Source organism: Halorubrum sp. SS7 (assembly GCF_005435055.1).
Classification (GTDB): domain Archaea; phylum Halobacteriota; class Halobacteria; order Halobacteriales; family Haloferacaceae; genus Halorubrum; species Halorubrum salinarum.
In genome coordinates this window covers 16377-35155 of sequence record NZ_SGXV01000013.1, presented here as the reverse complement: position 1 = coordinate 35155, position 18779 = coordinate 16377, and the positions used below count along the sequence as shown (strand labels likewise).

Sequence of the window (18779 nt, the reverse complement as noted above, 5' to 3'; positions counted from 1 at the left end):
GTTCCGCCGACGGCGGGCGACTCCCAGCGAGTGGGAACCCGCGGTATCCCCTTTATCGTGGTACACGTCACCACGTGTGAGATGGCCCGACCCGACGCGCGGCCCGTCGACCGTCCGGAGGACGCCGCCGAAGACGGGAGCGGCGACGAGCGGGTCGACCCCGAGCGGCCGTCGCTCACGCGCTCCGACGAGCGGCTGCTCTCGTACCTCGCCGACGTGGGCGCCGACTACCAGGCGTTCATCGCCGGGAACACGGGCCTGTACGCCGACCACGTGGCGTCGCGGCTGACCGCGCTGGCGGACGCCGGGCTCGTCGAACGCGTCTCCGGCGAGGCGGTGTATCGGATCACCGACGCCGGGCGGGCGGCCCTCCGCGAGGACTGCCCGCGCTGGTCGGACTGAGCGGGAGAAAGCGGAGTTCCGCGCGGCGCCGCGCCCGTCTACCGCCCGAGCTCCTCGTGGGCCGACGAGAGGTGTCGCGAGCCGAGCGCCGCGAGCAGCGACAGCTCGCCCGCGAGCGCGCAGACCGCGATCGACTCCGCGAGCGCGTCGGCGTTGCTCCCGGCCGGGTCGCCGCCGCCGGCGACGCCGAGGATCTCCAGGCTGGCCTGCTGCGTCGGCAGCTTCGTCCCGCCGCCGACCGTCCCGACTTCCAGGCTCGCAAGCGACACGGAGACGTAGAGGTCGCCGTCCGCGGTCGTCTCGGCGGTCGTGATCGCGTTCGCCCCCTCGACGACCTGCGCCTCGTCCTGCCCGGTGGCGAGGAACATCGCCGCGACCGCGTTGGCGACGTGCGCGTTGAAGCCGAGCGCGCCCGCCTTCGCGGAGCCGACGAGGTTCTTCCGGGTGTTGATCTCCGCGATCGCCTCCGGGGTGGTGTGGAGGCGGTCCTCGACGACCTCGCGCGGGACCGTCGCGTCCGCGACGACCGAGCGCCCGCGCCCCTCGACGGCGTTGATCGCGGCCGGCTTCTTGTCCGAACAGAGGTTCCCCGAGAGCGCGACGAGCGAGGCGTCCGTCTCCGCCTCGACCACGTCGCAGGCCTCCCGCGTGGCGATGGTGGCCATGTTCATCCCCATCGCGTCCTTCGTGTCGTAGCGGAACCGGCAGAAGACGTTGTTCCCGACGACGTACGGCGTCACGTCGAGCAGCTCGCCGTGGCTCGTCGTCGACTCCGCGGCCTCGGCGAGCGCGGGCTCGTTGTCGCGGACCCAGTCGACGAGCGCCTCGGCCTCGGCGACGTTCGCGACCCGGAAGACGGGCGCGCGCGTCATCCCGCTCTTGGTCACCCGCGCGGTCGCGCCGCCGGCGTCCTCGACGACGGAGCAGCCGCGGTTGATCGACGCGACCAGGGCGCCCTCGGTGGTCGCCAGCGGGAGGTAGCGCTCGCCCGAGGCGGCGCCGCCGTCTATCGTCACCGGGCCGGCGACGCCGACGGGGACCTGGACGCCCCCGAGCGTGTTCTCGATGTTCGAGCCGTGGACCGCGTCGGCGTCGAAGGCGTACTCGCCGAGCGGGTCGAGGTCGGCGTCGGTCGCCTCCGCGACGAGCAGCCGGCGCGCGGCGGTCGCGGCGTCGGCGTCGGCGTGGTCTTCCAGCTCGTGGAAGCGGAGGTCGCCGTCGCGGACCCGGGCCGCGAGGTCCGCGGGAGTCGGTTGCGACATGGCGGCCACTCCTCGCGGCGGGCGCTAATTACTGTCGGTTCGGTCGGCTTCGGGGGAGCGGGACGGGGACGGAGGACGGTCGCCTACCGGCCGACGAACCCGGAGAGGCGCTCCCGGAGCGACTCGCCGCCGAGCTTCAGGTAGTAGGCGTCGCCGCCGTCCTCGTAGTAGTCGTCGATGCGGCGGATCACCTCGAAGCCGAGGTGCTCGTAGAAGCCGAGCGCCCGCCGGTTCGTCGTGCGGGCGTGGCACGTGACCGACCGGTGGTTCGCCGCGACGTCGGCGACGAGCCGCTCGGCGTGACCGCGGCCGCGGTGGTCCGGGTCGACGGCGAGAAAGAGGATGTAGCCGTCGCGCCGGACGGAGGCGAACGCGACGAGCCGGTCGTTCTCCACGAGTAGGTGGGCGGTCGACCGGCGGTACGCGTCGACGAAGAAGCCGCGTCGCTGTCGGAGGACGCCCTCCGCGGACCGAATTCGCTCCTTGAGCTCCCACGCGGCGGTCGCGTAGTCGGACTCGCCGGGCGGGTCGGTCCGCTTTTCGACGTTGACGCTCACTGCGATGACCTAACACGTGGACGGAATATAACTCCACCGCCAGCGGGGACCGTTGCGGGCGCGTACGGCACCGTGCGCGGGTCGGCGCCCGTGCCGACGGGTCGAGGCCGAGGGGGGCGCCGACCCTGACGGAAACGATTTTGTCGCGGTCGCGCGTGGAGTCACACAATGACCGACGAGTCGTCGGGAGTCGAACTGCTCCGACGAGCCTTCCTCACCGGCATCGCCGTCATCGTCCCCGCCGTCATCACGCTGGCCGTCCTCGCGTTCGCGTTCAACGCGGTGTACGACTACCTCGACGCCTTCTCGTCAGCGATCGTCGCCGTGTCCCCGGGGAACGGGCTGCCGCTCGTCAGCGCGGTCTCCCGGGAGCTCGCGATCGAGATCGCGACCCCCGTCGTGTTCGTGGCCGCGATCCTCCTCATCGGCGCCGCCGTCGAGTCCTCGCGGTACGGCGAGCGCGCCGTCGACTACGTCGACTACGCCGTCGAGCGGGTCCCGGGCGTCGGCTCCGTCTACCAGGGGTTCCGGCAGATGAGCGACGCGATGCTCGACTCGGACGGCGGGAACTTCCGCGAGGTCGTCCTCGTGGAGTTCCCGACCGAGGAGACGTACACCCTCGCGTTCGTCACGAGCGAGACCCCCGACGTCATCGCGGACCACGCGGACGGCGAGGGCGACGGCATGCGGACGCTGTTCATGCCGATGGCGCCGAACCCGGTGATGGGCGGCCACGTCGTCTTCGTCCCCGACCGCCGGATCGTCGACGTCGAGCTGACCGTCGACGAGGGGATCCGCGCGCTGGTGACGAGCGGCGTCGCGTTGGAGGAGGTCGCCGCCGACCTCGACGACGTGGACGCGGAGGACCTCCGCGCACCCCAGCCGGAGCGGACCATCGACGCCCGGTTCCAGCCCGACGAGCGGACGGAGAGCCACGAGGAGCCCCGCGACGAGGCCGATCGGAACGGTGACCGATGACGTACGAGCTGCGCGAGCACACCGCCGACGTCGCCGTCGAGGCGACGGCGGACACCCTCTCGGCGCTGTTCGCGGCGGTCGCCGACGGGCTCGCGGCCGCCAGCGCGGAGTCGGTCCCGGCCGCCGGCGAGCGGTTCGACCTCGAGGTCGCCGCCGAGAGCCGCGAGGCCCTGCTGTTCGACTACCTCGACCGCCTGATCTACGAGCGGGACGTGCGGCTCGTCCTGCCGGCTGACCACCGGTGTACGGTCGTCGAGCCGGAGCCCGTCGGCGCTTCGGACGACGCCGCGGACGCGGACGAGTGGCGGCTCACGGGGAGCGCGCGCGGCGTCCCCCTCGACGCGGTGTCGGCCCGCGAGGTCAAGGCGGTCACCTACTCCGAGATGGCGCTCGAACGGCGCGGCGACGGGTGGTACGCGTACGTCGTGTTCGACGTGTGAGGCCGCTCCGCGGGGCGTGATAAACCGTTATGTTTGTCGAGTACATTGTTACCGTATGTCACGCACAGAGCTGCGCGACGGGACCGGACCGGACGGCACTGGTCGACGCTGGCGCGCGGGGGCGAGTTCGGGGCTCGTCGCCGGCGCGGCGATGGGCGCCGTGTTACACGTCGGCCTCGGGCTCATGCCGACGATCGGCGCGCTGGTCGGCGTCGAGACGGTCGTCGGCGGCTGGGCCGTCCACCTGTTCAACAGCACGCTGTTCGGCGCGCTGTTCGTCGCCGTCTTCGACCGGTCGTTCTTCGCCGACCTCCGCGGGGACGTGGGCGGGTGCCTGTCGCTCGGCGTCATCCACTCGGCGCTGCTCGGCGTGCTCACCGGCGGCCTGCTGCTGCCGGCCGCGATCGCAATCGAGGGCGCCACCTCGCTGCCCGTGCCGACGCTGCCAGTACCCGGCCTCACCGCGAGCTTCGAGTTCGGCGTCGTCATCGCGGTCGCGCACCTCGTGTACGGGGTCGTCCTGGGGCGGGCGTTCGCCGCGTTCACCCTCGCGGAGGGCGCGATCGACTGGCTCCCGATCGACCCCGCGAACCGGTAGCCGGCTCGCCGGCCCCCGGGCGGCGTCGCGGCGGCCCGCCGGCGACCGCCTGACGCAACGCCCTTGGCGCCCCGCGTCGAAGTGGCGCGCATGACAACGCGCGAGTTCGACGGGATCCGGTTAGAGAAGGTGCGAGAGCACGTCTGGGAGATCCCTCGCGAGGGCGAGATGAACGTCCCCGCGCGGGTCCTCGCCAGCGAGTCGCTGCTGGAGGCGATCGGCGACGACGACTCGCTTCAGCAGCTGAAGAACGCGACGCACCTGCCCGGCATCGTCGAGCCCGCGATCTGTATGCCCGACGGCCACCAGGGGTACGGCTTCCCCGTCGGCGGCGTCGGCGCGATCGACGCCCGGACCGGCTGTATCTCGCCCGGGGCGGTCGGTTACGACATCAACTGCGGCGTCCGGATGGTGCGGACGAACCTCACCTACGACGACGTGCGCGGCCGCGAGGAGGAGCTTGTCGACGCGCTGTTCGAGGCGATCCCCTCGGGGCTCGGCGGCGGCGGCGTGATCGACGGCACCGCCGACGCCGTCGAGGGCGCGCTCGAACGCGGCGTCGAGTGGGCGGTCGAGGCGGGCTACGGGATCGAGAGCGACCTCGCGCGCTGCGAGGACGAGGGGCGGCGCCCCGACGCGCGCCCGGAGTACGTCTCCCAGAAGGCGATGGACCGCGGGCGCAACCAGATGGGGTCGCTCGGCTCGGGCAACCACTTCCTGGAGGTCCAGCGCGTCACCGACGTGTTCCGCGCGGACGTGGCCGAGTCCTACGGGCTGAGGGAGGACGGGATCGTCGTCCTGATCCACTGCGGGAGCCGCGGGCTCGGCCACCAGACCTGTAACGACTACCTGCGCCGGATCGAGCAGGAGCACGGCGACCTGCTGGACGAGCTGCCCGACAAAGAGCTGGCGGCCGCGCCCGCCGGGTCCGAGCTGGCCGACGAGTACTACGGCGCGATGGGCGCGTGCATCAACTTCGCGTGGGTGAACCGCCAGCTGATCACCCACCAGACGCGCGAGACGTTCGGCGAGGTGTTCGACGCGGACCCGATCGAGGACCTCGGGATGGAACTGCTGTACGACGTGGCGCACAACATCGCGAAGAAGGAGACCCACGAGGTCGGCGTCGACGCCGAGGGGCGCCCCGCCGTCGGCGACGCGGCCGTCGACCGCGCGGAGCGCGAGCTGTACGTCCACCGCAAGGGCGCGACGCGGGCGTTCCCCGCGGGCAACGAGGACGTGCCCGAGGCGTACCGCGGCGTCGGCCAGCCCGTCATCATCCCCGGGAGCATGGGCGCCGGGTCGTACGTGCTCCGCGGCGGCGACGAGTCGATGTCGGTGTCGTTCGGCTCGACCGCCCACGGCGCCGGCCGCCTGATGAGCCGGACGCAGGCGAAACAGGAGTTCTGGGGCGGCGACGTCCAGGACGACCTCGAAGACGGTCAGCGGATCTACGTGAAGGCCCAGTCCGGCGCCACCATCGCGGAGGAGGCCCCCGGCGTGTACAAGGACATCGACGAGGTGATCCGCGTCAGCGACGAGCTGGGCATCGGCGACAAGGTGGCGCGGACGTTCCCAGTCTGTAACATCAAGGGGTGACGGCGGGCGCGGATACGGCGTCGCCGACGGCCGCGGGGCCTTTGTTTCCGCGGGCCGTTGAACGGGTCGATGGGCGACACCCCTGTGCCGTACCCCGTGGAATCACTGCGTGATCCGGAGACGCTGCTCGACCGGGACGCGGTCGCGGTCGAGCGCGTCGCGAGAGGACTCGACGCCGAGAGCTACGAGGCGCGGCGCGAGCGGTACGAGGACATCGACGGCGTCGTCCAACTCGGCGTCACGGACGGCGACGGCCGCGTGCTGCTACAGGACTGGAACGGCACGGGCGAGTGGGCGCCTCCGGGTGGAACCGTCGACCCTGGCGAGGACTGGGCGGCGGCCGCGCGTCGGAGCGCCGAGCGCTTGACGGGCGTCTCGGTCGGCGTCGACGGGGCGGTCCTCGTCGAGGACCTGCGGTTCGAGCGGCGCGACGGCTCGGCGTCGTTCTCCGCGTACGGCGTCTCGTTCGTGCTCTCACTGGCGGAGACCGCCCCCTCGTTCCGCGAGGACCCAACCGTCGCCCCCGGGAGCCGATTCTCGGGGGGCGACGCCGAACTCGCCTGGGTCTCGGCCGTGCCCGACGACACAAACGAGAACCACGTCGACCACGTCGATCTGTTCCTCCGGTTCGCGGGCGCCGACTGAACGTCGGCCGCTCGCGGATCAGCGCTCCCGCTTCGCGTCTCGGCCGAGGTGCTCCTCGACGGCGTCGACCTTCGCCGCGGCGGTCCCGTCGCTCGTCCGCTTGTCGTCTATCTTGAGGAACGTCGAGACCCGGTCGCCGTCGACCGCGTCGTGGGCGGCCGCCGCGGCCGCGAACAGCGTCTCCGCGTCGTCGGCCTCGATCACCGTGCCCATCGGGTTCGTCTCGTAGCTCACGTCGAAGTCGTCGAGCGCGGCGACGGCTGCCGCCACCTCCTCGGCCATGCTCTCTTCGATCACCGGCGCGACGCTCAACATCGCGATCGCTGTCATACCCCAGCGTGTGCCGCGGGCTCACTTAAGCTGTCGCGGGCGGGGCCGACCGCCCGCCTATTCGAGCGCGTCGCGCAGGAAGGAGAGCTGGTGCCCGACCGCGCCCTCGAAGTCGTCGCCGAGCACCGAGAAGTGGTCCGCGGGCATCGTGACGACGGTCCCGCGCGAGAGGCGCTCGCCGGCGGCCGCGACCGAGTCGGCGTCGACGATGGCGTCGTCGGTACCGGCCAAGAGCAGCGTGGGGGCGTCGACCTCGTCGAGCCGCGTCACGGGCCGGTAGCCGACGAGGCCGAGCAGCGACCGCGCGGGCGTCTCGTTGCGCCACGCCGACTCGCGGTCGACGAGGTCGATGTACTTGCGCTCCGCTCCCGGCTCGGTGATCGCGGCGCGCTCCTCGGGGTCGCCGACGATGGGCACGGTGCGGCCGCGACCGACCCGGTGGCCGAGCAGGTCGCGCAGCCCGGCGGCGCCGGACCGGAGGAGGTAGCGCCCGCCGCGCCGCAGGGCGATTGCGCGCCCGTCGAGCATCGGGACGAGGCCGACCACGGCGTCGACGTCGCGGCGCTCCGCGGCGAGCGTGAGGACGTGCGCGGCCGACAGCGACGCCCCCCAGAGCACGAGGTCGTCGCCGGCGTCGTCGACGCGCTTCGCGCGGTCGATGGCGGCCGCGTACGCGTCGCGCTGGCGGTCCAAGTCGACGAGCTGGGAGTCGCCGTCGGACGCGCCGAACTCGGGGTGGTCGAAGAGGAGCGCGGCGTAGCCCGCGTCCGCGAACCGCTCCGCGACGGCGGGGTAGCCGAAGCTCCGCTCCGCGCCGAGGCCCGGGGCCATCACGACGACCGGGGGGTCGTCCGCGTCGCCGCCTGGCAGGTACAGCGTCCCGCGGCAGGTCGCGCCGTCGACGTCGAACGCGACCGCGCGGGTGGCGAACCGCTCGCGGGCCGGGCGCGCGAGGCGGCGCTGCGCGCGGTTGACCGGCTTGCGTCGGGTCACCGGTCCGCCTCCGACTCGCCCGCGTCGGCGTCCGCCGCGTCCGACGAGGTCTCGGCCCCGTCTCCGGGCTCGTGGCTGAGCGTCTCCAGCACGCGCGACGAGAACTCGGTCTCGGAGATCTCGTAGCCGATGAGCGCCTCGAACCACTCGGCCTCCGCGTGCCACGTCCCGAGGACGTCGCCGGGCGAGCGGACCACCGTCCCCTCGACCCGGACGGGGTCCCACTCGCCGGCCTCGGCCTCGTCGATGAGCGCGTTGAGCGCGCGCCCGATCTCGCCGCGGTGGACCTCGCGGCCGGGGAACGCGGTCATGTACGTCAGCTCCAGCGGGTCGCCCCCGTCGATCGATTCGACGCTGACGCCGTAGCTCCTGAGCTCCGGCTCCAGATCGGTCGCCCCCTCGTCGCCGGTCATACCCGATCCGTCGGCGGGGCGGGATAAATCGGTACCGGCACGCGGCGGCGACGCGTCTGGGCGAACGGCGTCGGCAGAAAGCCGCGGACGGGGGGCGACCGCCGAGTGGCGGCCGCGGTAGGTTGTCAGAGGCACACGATTGTCCCGCGCGGCCGGACGGCAATACTCCGCGAAGCGATATAAACGCTCGGGCCGGGTACCATTTATGCGGCTCCCGTCCCTGTGTCCGGTCACATGCTCACCGCGGCCGCGACGGCGCTGACGCGAACCGACGACACCGCGGGCGTCGTCCTCGTCGGCGGGTCCGTGACGCTGTTGGGGTGGATCCTCACGCCCCTGTGGCTCGCCGGCGTCCTCTTCGTCAGCCCCGCCGTCACCGTCGCGGCCCCGGTCGCGCTCGCGCCGTCGCTCGTGGCGCGCGGCTACCTCGTCCGGGTGACGCGGGCGGCGATCCAGCCCGGCGACGCCGCCGGCGCCCCGTCGCTCGTCGCCTGGGGGGAACTGGCCAGGGACGGCCTCAAGTCGGCGCTCCTGTCCGCGGCGCTGCTCGCGCCCCTCGCTGGCGGGCTCGCGGTCGCGGGCGGCGCCGTCGCCGCGCTCGTCGCGGGGCCCGTCGAGCCGGCGGCGACCGCGACCGCCGTCGAGTCGGCGCTCGGGCCGAACGGGCCGGCCGCCGTCGCCGTCGTCGCCGCCGGCGCCGTCCTCGCGCTCGTCGGCGCGTACCTGGCGGCGTTCGCGTACGTCCGCCCCGCGGCGCTCGCCGCGTTCGCCGCGTCCGGCCGCCTCCGGGACGGGCTCGACCCGCGAACGGTGGCCGGCGTCGCCGCGACGGGACCGTACGCGACCGGCTGGACGCTGGCCGTCGGGGCGCTCGCGGTCGGGTACGCCGTCGCGGCGCCGACGGTCCCGCTCGTCGTCGGCGTCGCCGTCGCCTTCCTCGCTCGGATCGTCGCACACGACCTCTACGGGCGGGGCGCGGCCGACAGCCTGACCGAGGAGACGGCGGCGGCGACCGCGCCGACCGCGACGCGGCAGCCGGTCGGCACGGCGCACGACGCCGCGCGCTCGGGCGAGGAAGCGGGAGCCAGCGCCGGGGCGAGCTCAGGTGTCGGTCCGGCCGGCGACGGACCCCCGGCCCCCGTGGTGTCGGGGGACGGCGGACGGCCGATGCGGAGCGAGCCGCCGGCCGCGGTTCAGGTCGGCCGCGGCGTTTCGGTCGGCGAGGGGAGCGACGCGGTCGGCGGCGACGGGAGCGACGAGTCCGCCGACGCCGACCCGACCCGCCCGGGCGGGGCGGGCGACGGGGACGCCGATCCGACCGGCGGCTTCGAGTGGGGGCCGGCGCTGTCCGAGGCGGAAGACAAGAGTTGATACGGGCGCGAGCGAACGCCCGGACATGCGCATCTCCGAGCGGGGGTACGGCGAGGAGGGCCGGGAACGGCTCACGCTGGTCCCCGAGAACGTGGACGACCTCTGGCACCTCGCGCACGTCCTCGAACCCGGGGACCTGGTCGAGGGCGACACCACCCGGCGGATCCAGCGGAACGACGACCAGATGCGGGACACCGGCGGGCAGCGCGAGCACATCTTCGTCACGCTGGAGGTCGAGGACGTGGAGTTCGCGCGGTTCGCCAACCGCCTCCGCGTCGGCGGGGTCATCGTCGGCTGCTCCCGGGAGGACCAGCTCAACGCCCACCACACGCTCAACGTCGAGGAGCACGACGAGATAACCGTCGAGAAGCACTTCAAACCGGACCAGACGGAGCGGCTGGAGGAGGCCACCGAGGCCGCGGAGAACCCCGACGTGGCCATCGCCACCGTCGAGGAGGGCGCCGCCTACGTTCACACCGTCCAGCAGTACGGCACGGAGGAGTACGCCTCGTTCACGAAGCCGACGGGGAAAGGCGAGTTCTCGCGGCCCCGCGAGGAGCTGTTCGCGGAACTCGGCGAGGCGCTCGCGCACCTCGACGCCGACGCCGTCATCCTGGCCGGGCCGGGGTTCACCAAGCAGGACGCGCGCGACTACATCGAGGAGGAGTACCGCGACCTCGCAGACCGGCTCACAACGGTCGACACCTCCGCGGCGGGCGACCGCGGCGTCCACGAGGTCCTCAAGCGCGGCGCGGTCGACGAGGTCCAGAAGGAGACCCGCATCTCGAAGGAGGCGAGCCTCATCGACGACCTGACCGAGAACATCGCGAAAGGCGAGAAAGCGACGTACGGCCCCGACGACACCGCCGAGGCCGCCGAGTTCGGCGCGGTCGAGACGCTGCTCGTCGTCGACGAGCGCCTCCGGACCGAGCGCCAGGGCGACGGCGACTGGGACATCGACGTGAACGCGGTGATCGAGTCGGTCGAGCGCCAGGGCGGCGACGTGGTCGTCTTCTCCTCGGAGTTCGCCCCCGGCGAGCAGCTCGCCAACCTCGGCGGCATCGCCGCGATCTTACGCTACCGGCTCCAGTGAGCGGCAGACAGTCGAAGTGCGCTGGCGCGTGCCTGCGAGCGCCCGGAGGGCGCGAGACAGCACGCGCGAGGGACGCCGCGAGCGACCGGAGGGAGCGAGCGGCGAGGCTGGGGAGGTGTGAGGTGCCGTGCGGGCCGGGGCTTCGGTGGCGTCCGTATCGATCGCCAGTTTACAAGTGTCACCTTCGTACGGCCGAGCGACCGGGACGTCGGCGCGCTCGGCCCGCGGATCGTCCACAGCGAAACCAGTCACGTGTAGCGGCCGTGACCTTATGAGAGCGGGCCGCCAACTCCGGATCGATGGCGGACCGACCCGGCGGTGACGAGAGCGTCTCGACGACCGCCGACCGCGAAAGGACCGACGACGTGGAGGCCGACGCCCGCTCCGACGCCGACGCCCGCTCCGACGCCGACGCCCGCTCCGATACCGACGCCCGCTCGGACGCCGACTCGCTCCCCGACGACCTCGACGACGCGGGCGTCGACGAGGAGGTGAAGCGCCGCCTCCGCGAGGCGTACCTCAACGACGAGGAGAACGCGCTGATCGTCACGCGGGTGCGCTCCGTCGGCGACCGCGTCGTCGTCGAGATGCGCCCGCCCCACGGCGACGCCACCCACACCGAGCGGTTCGACGCGCCCCGCGACGGATCCCTACAAGAGTCCGAGGCGTTCCTCGACTTTCTGGAGGCCGCCGGCGTCTCGCCGCTGGACGTGGACGAACTGGTTGGGACTCGCGTCCCCGCGACGTACGACCCGGAGACGGGGTGGCGAGTCGACGCCGCGTACCGCGGCGAGTCCGAGGCAGGCGGCGGAGACCGGGTCGCGGCCGCCCGCGAGTGGCTGTGGACCTACCGGGCGTGGCTGCTCGCGGCGCTGCTCGTGGGCGGCGAGCTCGCCTTTGTCGCCGTGCTCATCCTGGTGTACGCCTGAGCCGCGGACGCGACGCGCCGCGGCTCAGAGCACGCGGAGCCGGTATCCCTCGGCGGCGGTCTCGTCGGTGACGCGGCCCGTTTCCAGCGCCGCGTCGAGAATCTCGACGACGAACTCCTTCGGCACCTCGACGCCGATGAAGTCGGTCCCCTCGCGCGCCGTCGTGAGCCGCGCCATCGTTCGCTTCGTGCCGTCGTCGTTGTAGATGCTCCCCACGCGCTCGCCGTCGCGGCGGAACCGCAGCGTCACGTCGGTGGGTTCGAGCGCGTCGAAGCGCACCTCGAACACCCGGTCGTCGCTCTCCAGCCGCGCGAGGATCGCGCCGTCGTGCTCGACCACGGTGGTCTCCATACCCTCGCTACGGGCTCGACGCATATAACGGCGGCACGCGCTCGGGTCGCACGCGGGCGCGACGGGACGGCGTCAGGCCGCGTCCTCGGCGTCCAGGTAGCCGTTGACCAACTGCGGCGCCACGACGCCGACGAATAGCAGGACGCCGATCAGGACGGTGTCGCTCAGGCTCGTCGCGACGCGACCGCCGTACGCCAACGCCAACCCGACCGCCATGAACAGGAGGATGACCGCGTTCTCTCGGGAGACCATACGCGTGGCTGGCCGATCGAACGGCAAATACTCTTCGGGCGTTACTCGACGCTGCGCCCCTCAGTCGACGGTCGGGGCCGTCTCGTCGGTCGTCCCCGGGATCTCGAGTTCGATCTCGAGCTCCTGTTCGCCATACCCCTCGTAATCGATCTCGAGTTCGACGGGCTCGCCGAACGCGAACGGTAGCGTCCACTCGTCGCCGGTAAGGGTCAGCTCGTCGCCCGCCTGAAGCTGTTCGCCGACTTCGACCAGGAACCGGCCGGCCTCGGCGGCGGTCAGGCGGTACTCCTGTTCGAAGTCGCGGCCCTCTCTGATGAGGGTCAGGTCGTCTTCGGACTCATCTCGCGAGTCGGTATCCGTCTCTGTCATCTCCCGTCAGTTGCCGGCGCACGCGAATAAGCTGCGCGGTGGGGCCCCGAATGCGCTCGTCACTTCCCCCAGAAGGGGTCGCGCTTCCGCCGCGTTTCCAAGTAGCCCTGAAGCGCCTCGCGCTCGTCGGCGGTGATCTCCTCTTTCAGCTCCTGTTCGAGGATCTTCGCGTGCTTCTCGGGCACCTCGGTCCAGAGGGTGTCGCCCTCCTCGATGCCGCGGCCGACGGTCGGCCCGTCGATGGCGATGCTGACGCGCTCGCCCGAGCGCGCCTCGTCGACGTCCTCGCCCTGCTTTTGAATCCCGGAGAGGCCGCCGACGCGCTCGAACTCGTTGCCCTCGAAGTAGCCGACGTTGCGGTTGTTCTGGAGCGTGCCGGAGATGACCTCGACGCCGACGACCGCGGGGTCGTTCTGCCGGAAGGTGTGGTCGGGGAGGATGCGGAAGCGGGCCGGGCGCACGACCTTGTCGAGCACCGTCTCCTGTTGGGCGCGCTGCTTCTCCTCGACGTAGCGCTCGTAGTCCTCGACCAGCTGATAGATGACCTCGTTCTTGAACAGCTTCACGTCGGCGTTTTCGAGGTCCGACTCCGCGTTCTGGAGGAGGTCGACGTTGAACCCGAGGATGGCCTTGTGCTCGTCCTGGTTCGCCGTCTCCGCGACCGCGATGTCGCGGGGCGCGATGTCGCCGACCTCGGCGCGCAGGATGGGGACCTCGGCCTCCCGGAGCGCGTTCGCCATCGCCTCCAGCGAGCCGAGGGTGTCCGCCTTGACGACGACGCCGTTGTCGGCGGTCTCGACCTCGATCTCGGCCAGCTCCGCCTTCACCTCCTCGACGACCTGATCGACGGTGCGGTCGCGGACGACGCGGACCGGCGCGCCGGCCATCGCCTGATCGAGGTCGGGGGCGGCGATCTTCACGCCGGCCGCGGCGGCGACCTCGCCGACCTTCTCGAACTCCTTCTCGGTGCGGATCTCCGCGAGCGGCCGCGGGCGGAGCAGCGCGCGGATCTCGGTGACGATCGGCTCGTCCTGTCCGCCGACGACGACGGTGTCGCCGTTGCGGATCACGCCGTCGTAGACGACGGTGTCGACGGTGGCGCCGAACCCGCGCTCGTCTTTCACTTCGAGCACCGTCCCCTCGCCCGGGCCGGTGACGTCGATCGCCATCTCCTCTTTCATGAACCGCTGGGAGAGGCCCATGAGGACCGTCAGGAGGTCGGGGACGCCCTCGCCGGTGAGCGCCGACAGCGGGACGACGCCGATGTTCTTCTGGAAGTCCTGGACGCGCCAGTAGAGGTCGGCGGAGAAGCCGGCGTCCGACAGCTGGCCGATGATCTCGTAGAGGTTCTCGTCGAGCATCGACTTCGCGCGCTCGGACTGCGCGTCCATGCTCTTCTGGATCGGGTCGCCGTCCTGCGGGTTCCACCCGGGCGTCGTGTCGACCTTGTTGGCGGCGACGACGAAGGGCGTCCCCGTCCGTCGGAGGATGTCGATCGCCTCCTCCGTCTGCGGCTGGAAGCCGTCGTTGACGTCGACGACGAGCACCGCGATGTCGGCGAGCGCGCCCCCGCGGGCGCGCAGCGTCGAGAAGGAGTGGTGCCCCGGCGTGTCGATGAACAGCAGGCCGGGTAGATCGAAGTCCGACGGGTCGATCAGCTCGCCCGCCATCCCGGAGATGGTGTCGAGCGGGATGTCCGTCGCCCCGATGTGTTGGGTGATCGCGCCGGCCTCGCCCTCGCTGACGGCGGAGCCGCGGATCGTGTCGAGCAGGCTCGTCTTGCCGTGGTCGACGTGCCCCAGCACGGCGACGATGGGGGTTCGCAGGGTGTCCGCGTGTGTGTGGTCGGTCATATGTGATCGCCCCGAGAAGGTTATACCGTCTCTTGCGCCCGGCCGTCAGTTAAGCCTTTCAAAATGCCGCGACGAACGGCGGCGAGGAGCGCCCGGTCCGCGTCCGTCGCCCGTCCGACGCCCCGTGGCGTTTAATACCGTCGCCCGGAACCGTGCGGGTATGGTCGACATCCTCGCGGAGAACCTCTCCGGGAAGGCGGTGATGAGCTCCGACGGCACGGAACTCGGGGACCTGTACAACATCACGATGAACCTCGAGTCGGGGGAGCTGAACCACCTCCTCGTCAGCCCGCACGAGCAGCTCAGACACGAGCGCGTCGACTTCGAGTTCGACGAGATGGGGCGGCTCCGAGTGCCGGTCGCGAACGTGCAGGCGGTGAAAGACTACATCGTCGTCGCCCGCTGATGCAGGTCCTCGACTCGTCCGCGTTCATCCACGAGTACACGACCGACGAGGACGTGGTCTCCATCCCGGCGGTCCACGAGGAGCTCACCGGCGAGGTCGCGCTCCGGTTCGACGCCATGGAGGGCTCCGGGATGACCGTCCACGTGCCCGCGCCCGAGGCGGTCGACCGGGTCCGCCGAGCCGCGAAGGGCTCGGGCGACGCCGCGGAGCTGTCGGACACCGACATCCGGCTCATCGCGACCGCCTTGGAGCTTCACGCGACGCTCGTCAGCGACGACTACGCGATGCAGAACGTCGCCGAGCGGCTCGACCTCCCGGTCGAGCCCATCGACAGGGAGGGGATCACCGAGGAGCGGGAGTGGCGCTTCCAGTGCGTCGGCTGTAACCGCACCTTCGACGAGAACAAAGAGCGGTGTCCGATCTGCGGCAGCGACCTCACGCGGAAGAACCCGGCGTGAGCGGGCCGGAGAGGTGACGCGGTCCGACGAGGTGACGCGGTCCGACCGGGGAGGACGGGCCGACCGGGCGCCCGCGCCGCCGCGCCGCACGGGACCGACCGATTGAACAGGCGCGCCGCCGACCCGCCGCCATGAACGCCTTCGAGGAGCTGTCGCCGGACGCGCTCCGGGCCGGGCGGGCGGACGCGCTCGACGACGCCGTCGCGACCGCGCTGGCCGCGCACCCGCTCGACGGTGTCGAGACCGAGTACCCGCACTACCAGGGGACCGTGGAGGGGCCGGACGCGCCCCCGCGGCCCTCGGAGGCCCACCCCGTCTTCTACGGCTGCTTCGACTGGCACTCCGCCGTCCACAGCCACTGGGCGCTCGTCCGCGCGCTGCGGCTCGTCCCCGAGCACCCGAACGAGACCGAGATCGCGGCCGGCGTCGACGAGCGACTGACGCCCGAGAACGTCGCCCGGGAGGTCGACTACCTCGACGAGAACCCCGGCTTCGAGGAGCCGTACGGCTGGTCGTGGCTGCTGCGCCTCGCCGCCGAGCTCGACCTGTGGGACGACCCGCGCGCCGACGCGTGGCGCGAGACGCTCCGCCCGCTCGAAGACCGGGTCCGCCGCGGAACGCGCGAGTCGTTCCTCGGGGTCGACCGCCCGCAGCGCGTCGGGACCCACGGCAACACCGCGTTCGCGCTCGCCGGCGTCCTCGACTACGCGCGGGTCGTCGGCGACGCCGCCCTCGAACGCGAGGCCGAGGCGGCGGCGCGGCGGCTGTACGCCGACGACACCGCCGCGGTCGTCGGCGCGGAGCCGGTCGGGTGGGACTTCCTCTCGCCGGCGCTCGTCGAGGCGGACCTCATGCGCCGCGTCCTCGACCCCGACCCGTTCGCGACGTGGCTCGGCGGGTTCCTGCCCGACCTCAGCGCGCCCCCGCACGCCGCGCTGCTCGCGCCCGTCGACGTCGAGCCGGACGAGGGCGACGGCGCCGCGATACACCTGATCGGGCTCAACGTCTCCCGCGCGTGGTGTCTCGCCGGGCTGAGCGACGCGCTGGCGGAGCGGACCGGCCCCGTGGCGGCCCGGCTCCGAGAGCCCCTCGACGCCGCGGCGCGCCGCCACGCCGAGGCGGGGGCCGCGGACGTGCTCACCGACGACTACGCGGGGTCGCACTGGCTCTCGTCGTTCGCGCTGTACCTGCTGACGCGGAACGAGGCAGGGATCGCGCCCGGCGCCGCTTAGTCGGCTCCCGACGCGTCGCGCGCGTCGCCGTCGGTCCGGCCGACCGACTCGCCGTCGGCCGACCCGACTGCCTCGCCCTCCGCGATGCCGAGGGCGTCGTCCGAGAGGTCGCTGCCGTCGAGCCGGGGGACGCGCTCCCGGAGCCGGGCGGCGGCGGCGCGCGCCTCCGCGAACTCGACCTCTGCGAGCGCGCGCACCAGCGCGGCGGCCCGCTCCGCCCGGGCGCGCTGCCACGACTCCTCGCGCGACTCGTAGGTGCGGATCGCGCGCAGGAAGTCGGCCTCGGAGAACTCCGGCCAGTAGGGCGCACAGAAGTAGACGGCCGCCTCGTTCCCGTTCGCGTGCCACGGGAGGAAGTTCGACGTGCGCTCGTCGCCCCCGGTGCGGACGATCAGGTCCACGTCGCGGATCGGCCGGTCGTACAGCCGCTCCTCGACGGTCTCCACGTCGACGTCCTCGGGGGCCATCTCGCCGTTGTCGACGTCGCGGGCGATGGCGCGCGCGGCGTCGAGCAGCTCGGTCCGGCCGCCGTACGCGAGCGCGACGTTGAGCGTGAAGCGGTCGTTGGCGGCGGTGCGCCGCTCGGCGTACTCGACCGCGTCGCGGACCCGCGGCGGGAGGCGGGGCACGTCGCCGATGGCCCGGACGCGGACGCCCTGCTCGTGGACGCGGTCGGCGTCGGCGAACTCGCGCAGCTTGTGTTCCAACAGGTCGAAGAGGGGCTCTAACTCCTCGTCGGGGCGCTCGAAGTTCTCCGTCGAGAAGGCGTAGAGGGTCAGCTCCGAGACGCCGAGGTCGGCGCACCAGTCGAGGACGCGCTCGGTGGTGTCCGCGCCGGCGCGGTGCCCGTCGGGGGCGTCGTCGCCGCGCTCGCGGGCGTACCGCCGGTTCCCGTCCTGGATGACGGCGACGTGGGCGGGGACGTCGTCGATCTCGCGGCGGAGGTGTCGCCGGTACGCGCGCCCGGCAAGGCCGCGGAGTCGCTGCCACATGGTCCGAGGCCACGCCCCCGAGCGGTATACCTTTATGGATCGATCGGGCGAGGAGCGACCCATGGAGGCCGCCTACGTCGTCCGCGTCGCCGTCCGCCTCGACCCGCCGGCCGCCGCCGTCGACCCCGACCGCTTCGAGACGACGATGGAGCTCCCCGCGAGCGAGCCCGGAACCGACGGCTGGCTGTTCTTCCGCGACCGCCTGTGGCGCGGCGAGGTCGGCGACGAGCCGTCGTTCCGGCGGCTGGCGGAGGAACGGCTGGGACTCGCGGATGCGCCCGGCGCCGCGGTCGTCGCCGCCGACTTCCGGGAGCTGCGCGCCGACGAGGCGTACCTCGGCGCGCTGAAGGAGGCGATCGCCGACGAACTCGGCCGGTTCAACGCCGACTCGGTGGACGAGGCGCTTCACAAGTACCTCGGCTCGTCGGTTCACGTGCGGGAGTGAACGTCGGGCTCGGACCGGAACGGCGCCGCGGGACGAAGCCACAACGCACTTGCCCGCCGCCGTCGTACGGAGCGATCCGTGACCCCCGCCGACTACGATTTCCACCTCTTCGACCTCGACTGGACGCTCGTCGACGCCGAGTGGGAGTACACCCGGACGGTGTTCGACCGCGTCGGCGACCGGCTCGGCCGCGAGTTCTCGGACCGCGAGGCGCGCGTCCTCTGGCACGGGCTCGGCGGCTCCCGCGCCGAGACCCTCCGCGGGATGGGGGTCGACCCCGACGCGTTCTGGCCCGCGTTCCACGCCGTGGAGGACCCGGTCGCCCGCGCGGAGGCGACCTACCTCCACGACGACGCCGCGCGCCTGCTCGACCGCGTGGGCGAGGTCGGCGGGCCGACCGGCCTCGTCACCCACTGCCAGGAGTTCCTCGCCGAGCCGGTCCTCGACCGCCTCGACCTCGTCGGCCGCTTCGACGCGGTGGTCTGTTGTACCGACGAGACCGGCTGGAAGCCGGCGCCGGACCCGATAGAGGCCGCGATGCGCGAACTCGGCGTCGACCCCGCCCGCCACCGCGGCTACTACGTCGGCGACGGCGAGAGCGACGTGGCGGCCGCCTGGAACGCCGGCCTCGACGCGGTCCACGTCGAGCGCGTCGGCCACGACGAGCGCGGCCGCTGCGTCCTCGGCGACCGGCGCGTGCGCCGCCTCGACGAACTGGTCGGCGGGGACGGCCGGATCGACGCCGGCCGGAGCGGCGACGACCCGCTCGGCGCCGGCGGACCGGCCGACGCGTCGTGAGCGATTTATCCGC

Annotated in this window: 24 protein-coding genes; 14 read left to right on the top strand and 10 right to left on the bottom strand. The window is 72.6% G+C overall.

The window, feature by feature from the left end:
* The first annotated feature begins 81 nt into the window (after positions 1 to 81).
* Positions 82 to 402, top strand: coding sequence for a DUF2250 domain-containing protein (locus EXE44_RS12270; RefSeq protein ID WP_137717374.1), 321 nt, complete (start codon positions 82 to 84; stop codon positions 400 to 402).
* A gap of 38 nt (positions 403 to 440) precedes the next feature.
* Here EXE44_RS12270 and hmgA read toward each other — a convergent pair whose 3' ends face one another.
* The gene (gene hmgA / locus EXE44_RS12265) at positions 441 to 1664 is read right to left on the bottom strand and encodes a hydroxymethylglutaryl-CoA reductase (NADPH) (RefSeq protein WP_137717373.1); all 1224 of its coding nucleotides are present in this window, start codon (positions 1662 to 1664) and stop codon (positions 441 to 443) included.
* An 83-nt stretch (positions 1665 to 1747) separates the two neighbouring features.
* Positions 1748 to 2221 (bottom strand): N-acetyltransferase, encoded by a 474-nt coding sequence (locus EXE44_RS12260; RefSeq protein WP_121562646.1) that lies wholly within the window; start codon positions 2219 to 2221, stop codon positions 1748 to 1750.
* Positions 2222 to 2389: 168 nt separating this feature from the next.
* Here EXE44_RS12260 and EXE44_RS12255 point away from each other — a divergent pair, with 168 nt between their 5' ends.
* From EXE44_RS12255 to EXE44_RS12235, 5 genes are all read left to right on the top strand, one after another.
* On the top strand, positions 2390 to 3199 hold the full coding sequence (locus EXE44_RS12255; protein WP_137717372.1) for a DUF502 domain-containing protein: 810 nt from the start codon (positions 2390 to 2392) through the stop codon (positions 3197 to 3199).
* A complete protein-coding gene (locus tag EXE44_RS12250) occupies positions 3196 to 3639 on the top strand; it encodes an archease (protein WP_137717371.1) in 444 nt (147 codons plus the stop codon). The genes EXE44_RS12255 and EXE44_RS12250 overlap by 4 nt, the downstream gene beginning before the upstream one ends.
* Before the next feature lie 55 nt (positions 3640 to 3694).
* Positions 3695 to 4237: a hypothetical protein gene (locus tag EXE44_RS12245; RefSeq protein ID WP_137717370.1), complete on the top strand. Its 543-nt coding sequence runs from the start codon at positions 3695 to 3697 to the stop codon at positions 4235 to 4237.
* Between the two features lie 90 nt (positions 4238 to 4327).
* Complete coding sequence (locus EXE44_RS12240; protein ID WP_137717369.1) at positions 4328 to 5836, top strand: RtcB family protein; 1509 nt, start codon at positions 4328 to 4330, stop codon at positions 5834 to 5836.
* 69 nt (positions 5837 to 5905) lie between these two features.
* Positions 5906 to 6481: an NUDIX domain-containing protein gene (locus EXE44_RS12235; protein WP_137717368.1), complete on the top strand. Its 576-nt coding sequence runs from the start codon at positions 5906 to 5908 to the stop codon at positions 6479 to 6481.
* A gap of 18 nt (positions 6482 to 6499) precedes the next feature.
* On the opposite strand, the gene EXE44_RS12230 is transcribed toward EXE44_RS12235, so the two are convergent.
* The 3 genes from EXE44_RS12230 to EXE44_RS12220 are packed head-to-tail and all read right to left on the bottom strand — an operon-like array spanning position 6500 to position 8217.
* On the bottom strand, positions 6500 to 6811 hold the full coding sequence (locus EXE44_RS12230; RefSeq protein WP_137717367.1) for a thiamine-binding protein: 312 nt from the start codon (positions 6809 to 6811) through the stop codon (positions 6500 to 6502).
* 57 nt (positions 6812 to 6868) lie between these two features.
* Positions 6869 to 7804 carry an alpha/beta hydrolase gene (locus EXE44_RS12225; protein ID WP_137717366.1) on the bottom strand — a complete coding sequence of 312 codons (936 nt, stop codon included), beginning with the start codon at positions 7802 to 7804 and terminating at the stop codon, positions 6869 to 6871.
* Positions 7801 to 8217, bottom strand: coding sequence for a hypothetical protein (locus EXE44_RS12220; protein ID WP_137717365.1), 417 nt, complete (start codon positions 8215 to 8217; stop codon positions 7801 to 7803). The genes EXE44_RS12225 and EXE44_RS12220 overlap by 4 nt, the downstream gene beginning before the upstream one ends.
* Positions 8218 to 8451: 234 nt before the next feature.
* Between EXE44_RS12220 and EXE44_RS12215 the strand changes: the two genes are divergently transcribed.
* The 3 genes from EXE44_RS12215 to EXE44_RS12205 all read left to right on the top strand — a co-directional run bounded on the left by EXE44_RS12215 (position 8452) and on the right by EXE44_RS12205 (position 11610).
* Positions 8452 to 9588, top strand: coding sequence for a DUF4013 domain-containing protein (locus EXE44_RS12215; protein WP_137717364.1), 1137 nt, complete (start codon positions 8452 to 8454; stop codon positions 9586 to 9588).
* Positions 9589 to 9613: 25 nt separating this feature from the next.
* Entirely contained in the window at positions 9614 to 10681 is a 1068-nt protein-coding gene (locus EXE44_RS12210; protein ID WP_053770926.1) for an mRNA surveillance protein pelota, read from the top strand.
* Positions 10682 to 10980: 299 nt separating this feature from the next.
* Complete coding sequence (locus tag EXE44_RS12205; RefSeq protein ID WP_137717363.1) at positions 10981 to 11610, top strand: hypothetical protein; 630 nt, start codon at positions 10981 to 10983, stop codon at positions 11608 to 11610.
* Positions 11611 to 11634: 24 nt separating this feature from the next.
* Here the strand turns inward: EXE44_RS12205 and EXE44_RS12200 are convergent, their stop codons facing one another.
* The 4 genes from EXE44_RS12200 to infB form a co-directional block, all read right to left on the bottom strand.
* A complete protein-coding gene (locus EXE44_RS12200) occupies positions 11635 to 11961 on the bottom strand; it encodes a hypothetical protein (protein ID WP_121599779.1) in 327 nt (108 codons plus the stop codon).
* 72 nt (positions 11962 to 12033) lie between these two features.
* Positions 12034 to 12213, bottom strand: a complete 180-nt coding sequence (locus EXE44_RS12195; protein ID WP_053770923.1) for a hypothetical protein — start codon at positions 12211 to 12213, stop codon at positions 12034 to 12036.
* Positions 12214 to 12273: 60 nt separating this feature from the next.
* Positions 12274 to 12582 carry an amphi-Trp domain-containing protein gene (locus EXE44_RS12190; protein WP_053770922.1) on the bottom strand — a complete coding sequence of 103 codons (309 nt, stop codon included), beginning with the start codon at positions 12580 to 12582 and terminating at the stop codon, positions 12274 to 12276.
* 59 nt (positions 12583 to 12641) lie between these two features.
* A complete protein-coding gene (gene infB / locus EXE44_RS12185) occupies positions 12642 to 14435 on the bottom strand; it encodes a translation initiation factor IF-2 (RefSeq protein ID WP_137717362.1) in 1794 nt (597 codons plus the stop codon).
* A 160-nt stretch (positions 14436 to 14595) separates the two neighbouring features.
* Here infB and EXE44_RS12180 point away from each other — a divergent pair, with 160 nt between their 5' ends.
* From EXE44_RS12180 to EXE44_RS12170, 3 genes are all read left to right on the top strand, one after another.
* Complete coding sequence (locus EXE44_RS12180; protein ID WP_119713056.1) at positions 14596 to 14841, top strand: PRC-barrel domain-containing protein; 246 nt, start codon at positions 14596 to 14598, stop codon at positions 14839 to 14841.
* Positions 14841 to 15299, top strand: a complete 459-nt coding sequence (locus EXE44_RS12175; protein WP_121562660.1) for an NOB1 family endonuclease — start codon at positions 14841 to 14843, stop codon at positions 15297 to 15299. Before EXE44_RS12180 ends, EXE44_RS12175 begins: the two co-directional genes overlap by 1 nt.
* 131 nt (positions 15300 to 15430) lie before the next feature.
* A complete protein-coding gene (locus tag EXE44_RS12170) occupies positions 15431 to 16531 on the top strand; it encodes a DUF2891 domain-containing protein (protein WP_137717361.1) in 1101 nt (366 codons plus the stop codon).
* On the opposite strand, the gene uppS is transcribed toward EXE44_RS12170, so the two are convergent.
* The gene (uppS, locus tag EXE44_RS12165) at positions 16528 to 17523 is read right to left on the bottom strand and encodes a polyprenyl diphosphate synthase (RefSeq protein WP_137717360.1); all 996 of its coding nucleotides are present in this window, start codon (positions 17521 to 17523) and stop codon (positions 16528 to 16530) included. The two genes, EXE44_RS12170 and uppS, sit on opposite strands and share 4 nt — an antisense overlap.
* Before the next feature lie 61 nt (positions 17524 to 17584).
* Between uppS and lwrS the strand changes: the two genes are divergently transcribed.
* On the top strand, positions 17585 to 17968 hold the full coding sequence (gene lwrS, locus EXE44_RS12160) for an LWR-salt protein (protein ID WP_137717359.1): 384 nt from the start codon (positions 17585 to 17587) through the stop codon (positions 17966 to 17968).
* 78 nt (positions 17969 to 18046) lie between these two features.
* Positions 18047 to 18766, top strand: coding sequence for an HAD family hydrolase (locus EXE44_RS12155; protein ID WP_137717358.1), 720 nt, complete (start codon positions 18047 to 18049; stop codon positions 18764 to 18766).
* Positions 18767 to 18779 lie beyond the last annotated feature (13 nt).

Bases quoted from the DNA above. Each gene is read 5' to 3' on its own strand.
- uppS (WP_137717360.1), bottom strand. From the start codon at position 17,523: ATGTGGCAGCGACTCCGCGGCCTTGCCGGGCGCGCGTACCGGCGACAC.
- EXE44_RS12195 (WP_053770923.1), bottom strand. From the start codon at position 12,213: ATGGTCTCCCGAGAGAACGCGGTCATCCTCCTGTTCATGGCGGTCGGG.
- EXE44_RS12180 (WP_119713056.1), top strand. From the start codon at position 14,596: ATGGTCGACATCCTCGCGGAGAACCTCTCCGGGAAGGCGGTGATGAGC.
- EXE44_RS12245 (WP_137717370.1), top strand. From the start codon at position 3,695: ATGTCACGCACAGAGCTGCGCGACGGGACCGGACCGGACGGCACTGGT.
- infB (WP_137717362.1), bottom strand. From the start codon at position 14,435: ATGACCGACCACACACACGCGGACACCCTGCGAACCCCCATCGTCGCC.
- EXE44_RS12190 (WP_053770922.1), bottom strand. From the start codon at position 12,582: ATGACAGAGACGGATACCGACTCGCGAGATGAGTCCGAAGACGACCTG.
- EXE44_RS12270 (WP_137717374.1), top strand. From the start codon at position 82: ATGGCCCGACCCGACGCGCGGCCCGTCGACCGTCCGGAGGACGCCGCC.
- EXE44_RS12215 (WP_137717364.1), top strand. From the start codon at position 8,452: ATGCTCACCGCGGCCGCGACGGCGCTGACGCGAACCGACGACACCGCG.
- EXE44_RS12200 (WP_121599779.1), bottom strand. From the start codon at position 11,961: ATGGAGACCACCGTGGTCGAGCACGACGGCGCGATCCTCGCGCGGCTG.
- EXE44_RS12170 (WP_137717361.1), top strand. From the start codon at position 15,431: ATGAACGCCTTCGAGGAGCTGTCGCCGGACGCGCTCCGGGCCGGGCGG.
- lwrS (WP_137717359.1), top strand. From the start codon at position 17,585: ATGGAGGCCGCCTACGTCGTCCGCGTCGCCGTCCGCCTCGACCCGCCG.
- EXE44_RS12235 (WP_137717368.1), top strand. From the start codon at position 5,906: ATGGGCGACACCCCTGTGCCGTACCCCGTGGAATCACTGCGTGATCCG.
- EXE44_RS12175 (WP_121562660.1), top strand. From the start codon at position 14,841: ATGCAGGTCCTCGACTCGTCCGCGTTCATCCACGAGTACACGACCGAC.
- EXE44_RS12255 (WP_137717372.1), top strand. From the start codon at position 2,390: ATGACCGACGAGTCGTCGGGAGTCGAACTGCTCCGACGAGCCTTCCTC.
- EXE44_RS12205 (WP_137717363.1), top strand. From the start codon at position 10,981: ATGGCGGACCGACCCGGCGGTGACGAGAGCGTCTCGACGACCGCCGAC.
- EXE44_RS12210 (WP_053770926.1), top strand. From the start codon at position 9,614: ATGCGCATCTCCGAGCGGGGGTACGGCGAGGAGGGCCGGGAACGGCTC.
- EXE44_RS12230 (WP_137717367.1), bottom strand. From the start codon at position 6,811: ATGACAGCGATCGCGATGTTGAGCGTCGCGCCGGTGATCGAAGAGAGC.
- EXE44_RS12250 (WP_137717371.1), top strand. From the start codon at position 3,196: ATGACGTACGAGCTGCGCGAGCACACCGCCGACGTCGCCGTCGAGGCG.
- EXE44_RS12220 (WP_137717365.1), bottom strand. From the start codon at position 8,217: ATGACCGGCGACGAGGGGGCGACCGATCTGGAGCCGGAGCTCAGGAGC.
- EXE44_RS12240 (WP_137717369.1), top strand. From the start codon at position 4,328: ATGACAACGCGCGAGTTCGACGGGATCCGGTTAGAGAAGGTGCGAGAG.
- hmgA (WP_137717373.1), bottom strand. From the start codon at position 1,664: ATGTCGCAACCGACTCCCGCGGACCTCGCGGCCCGGGTCCGCGACGGC.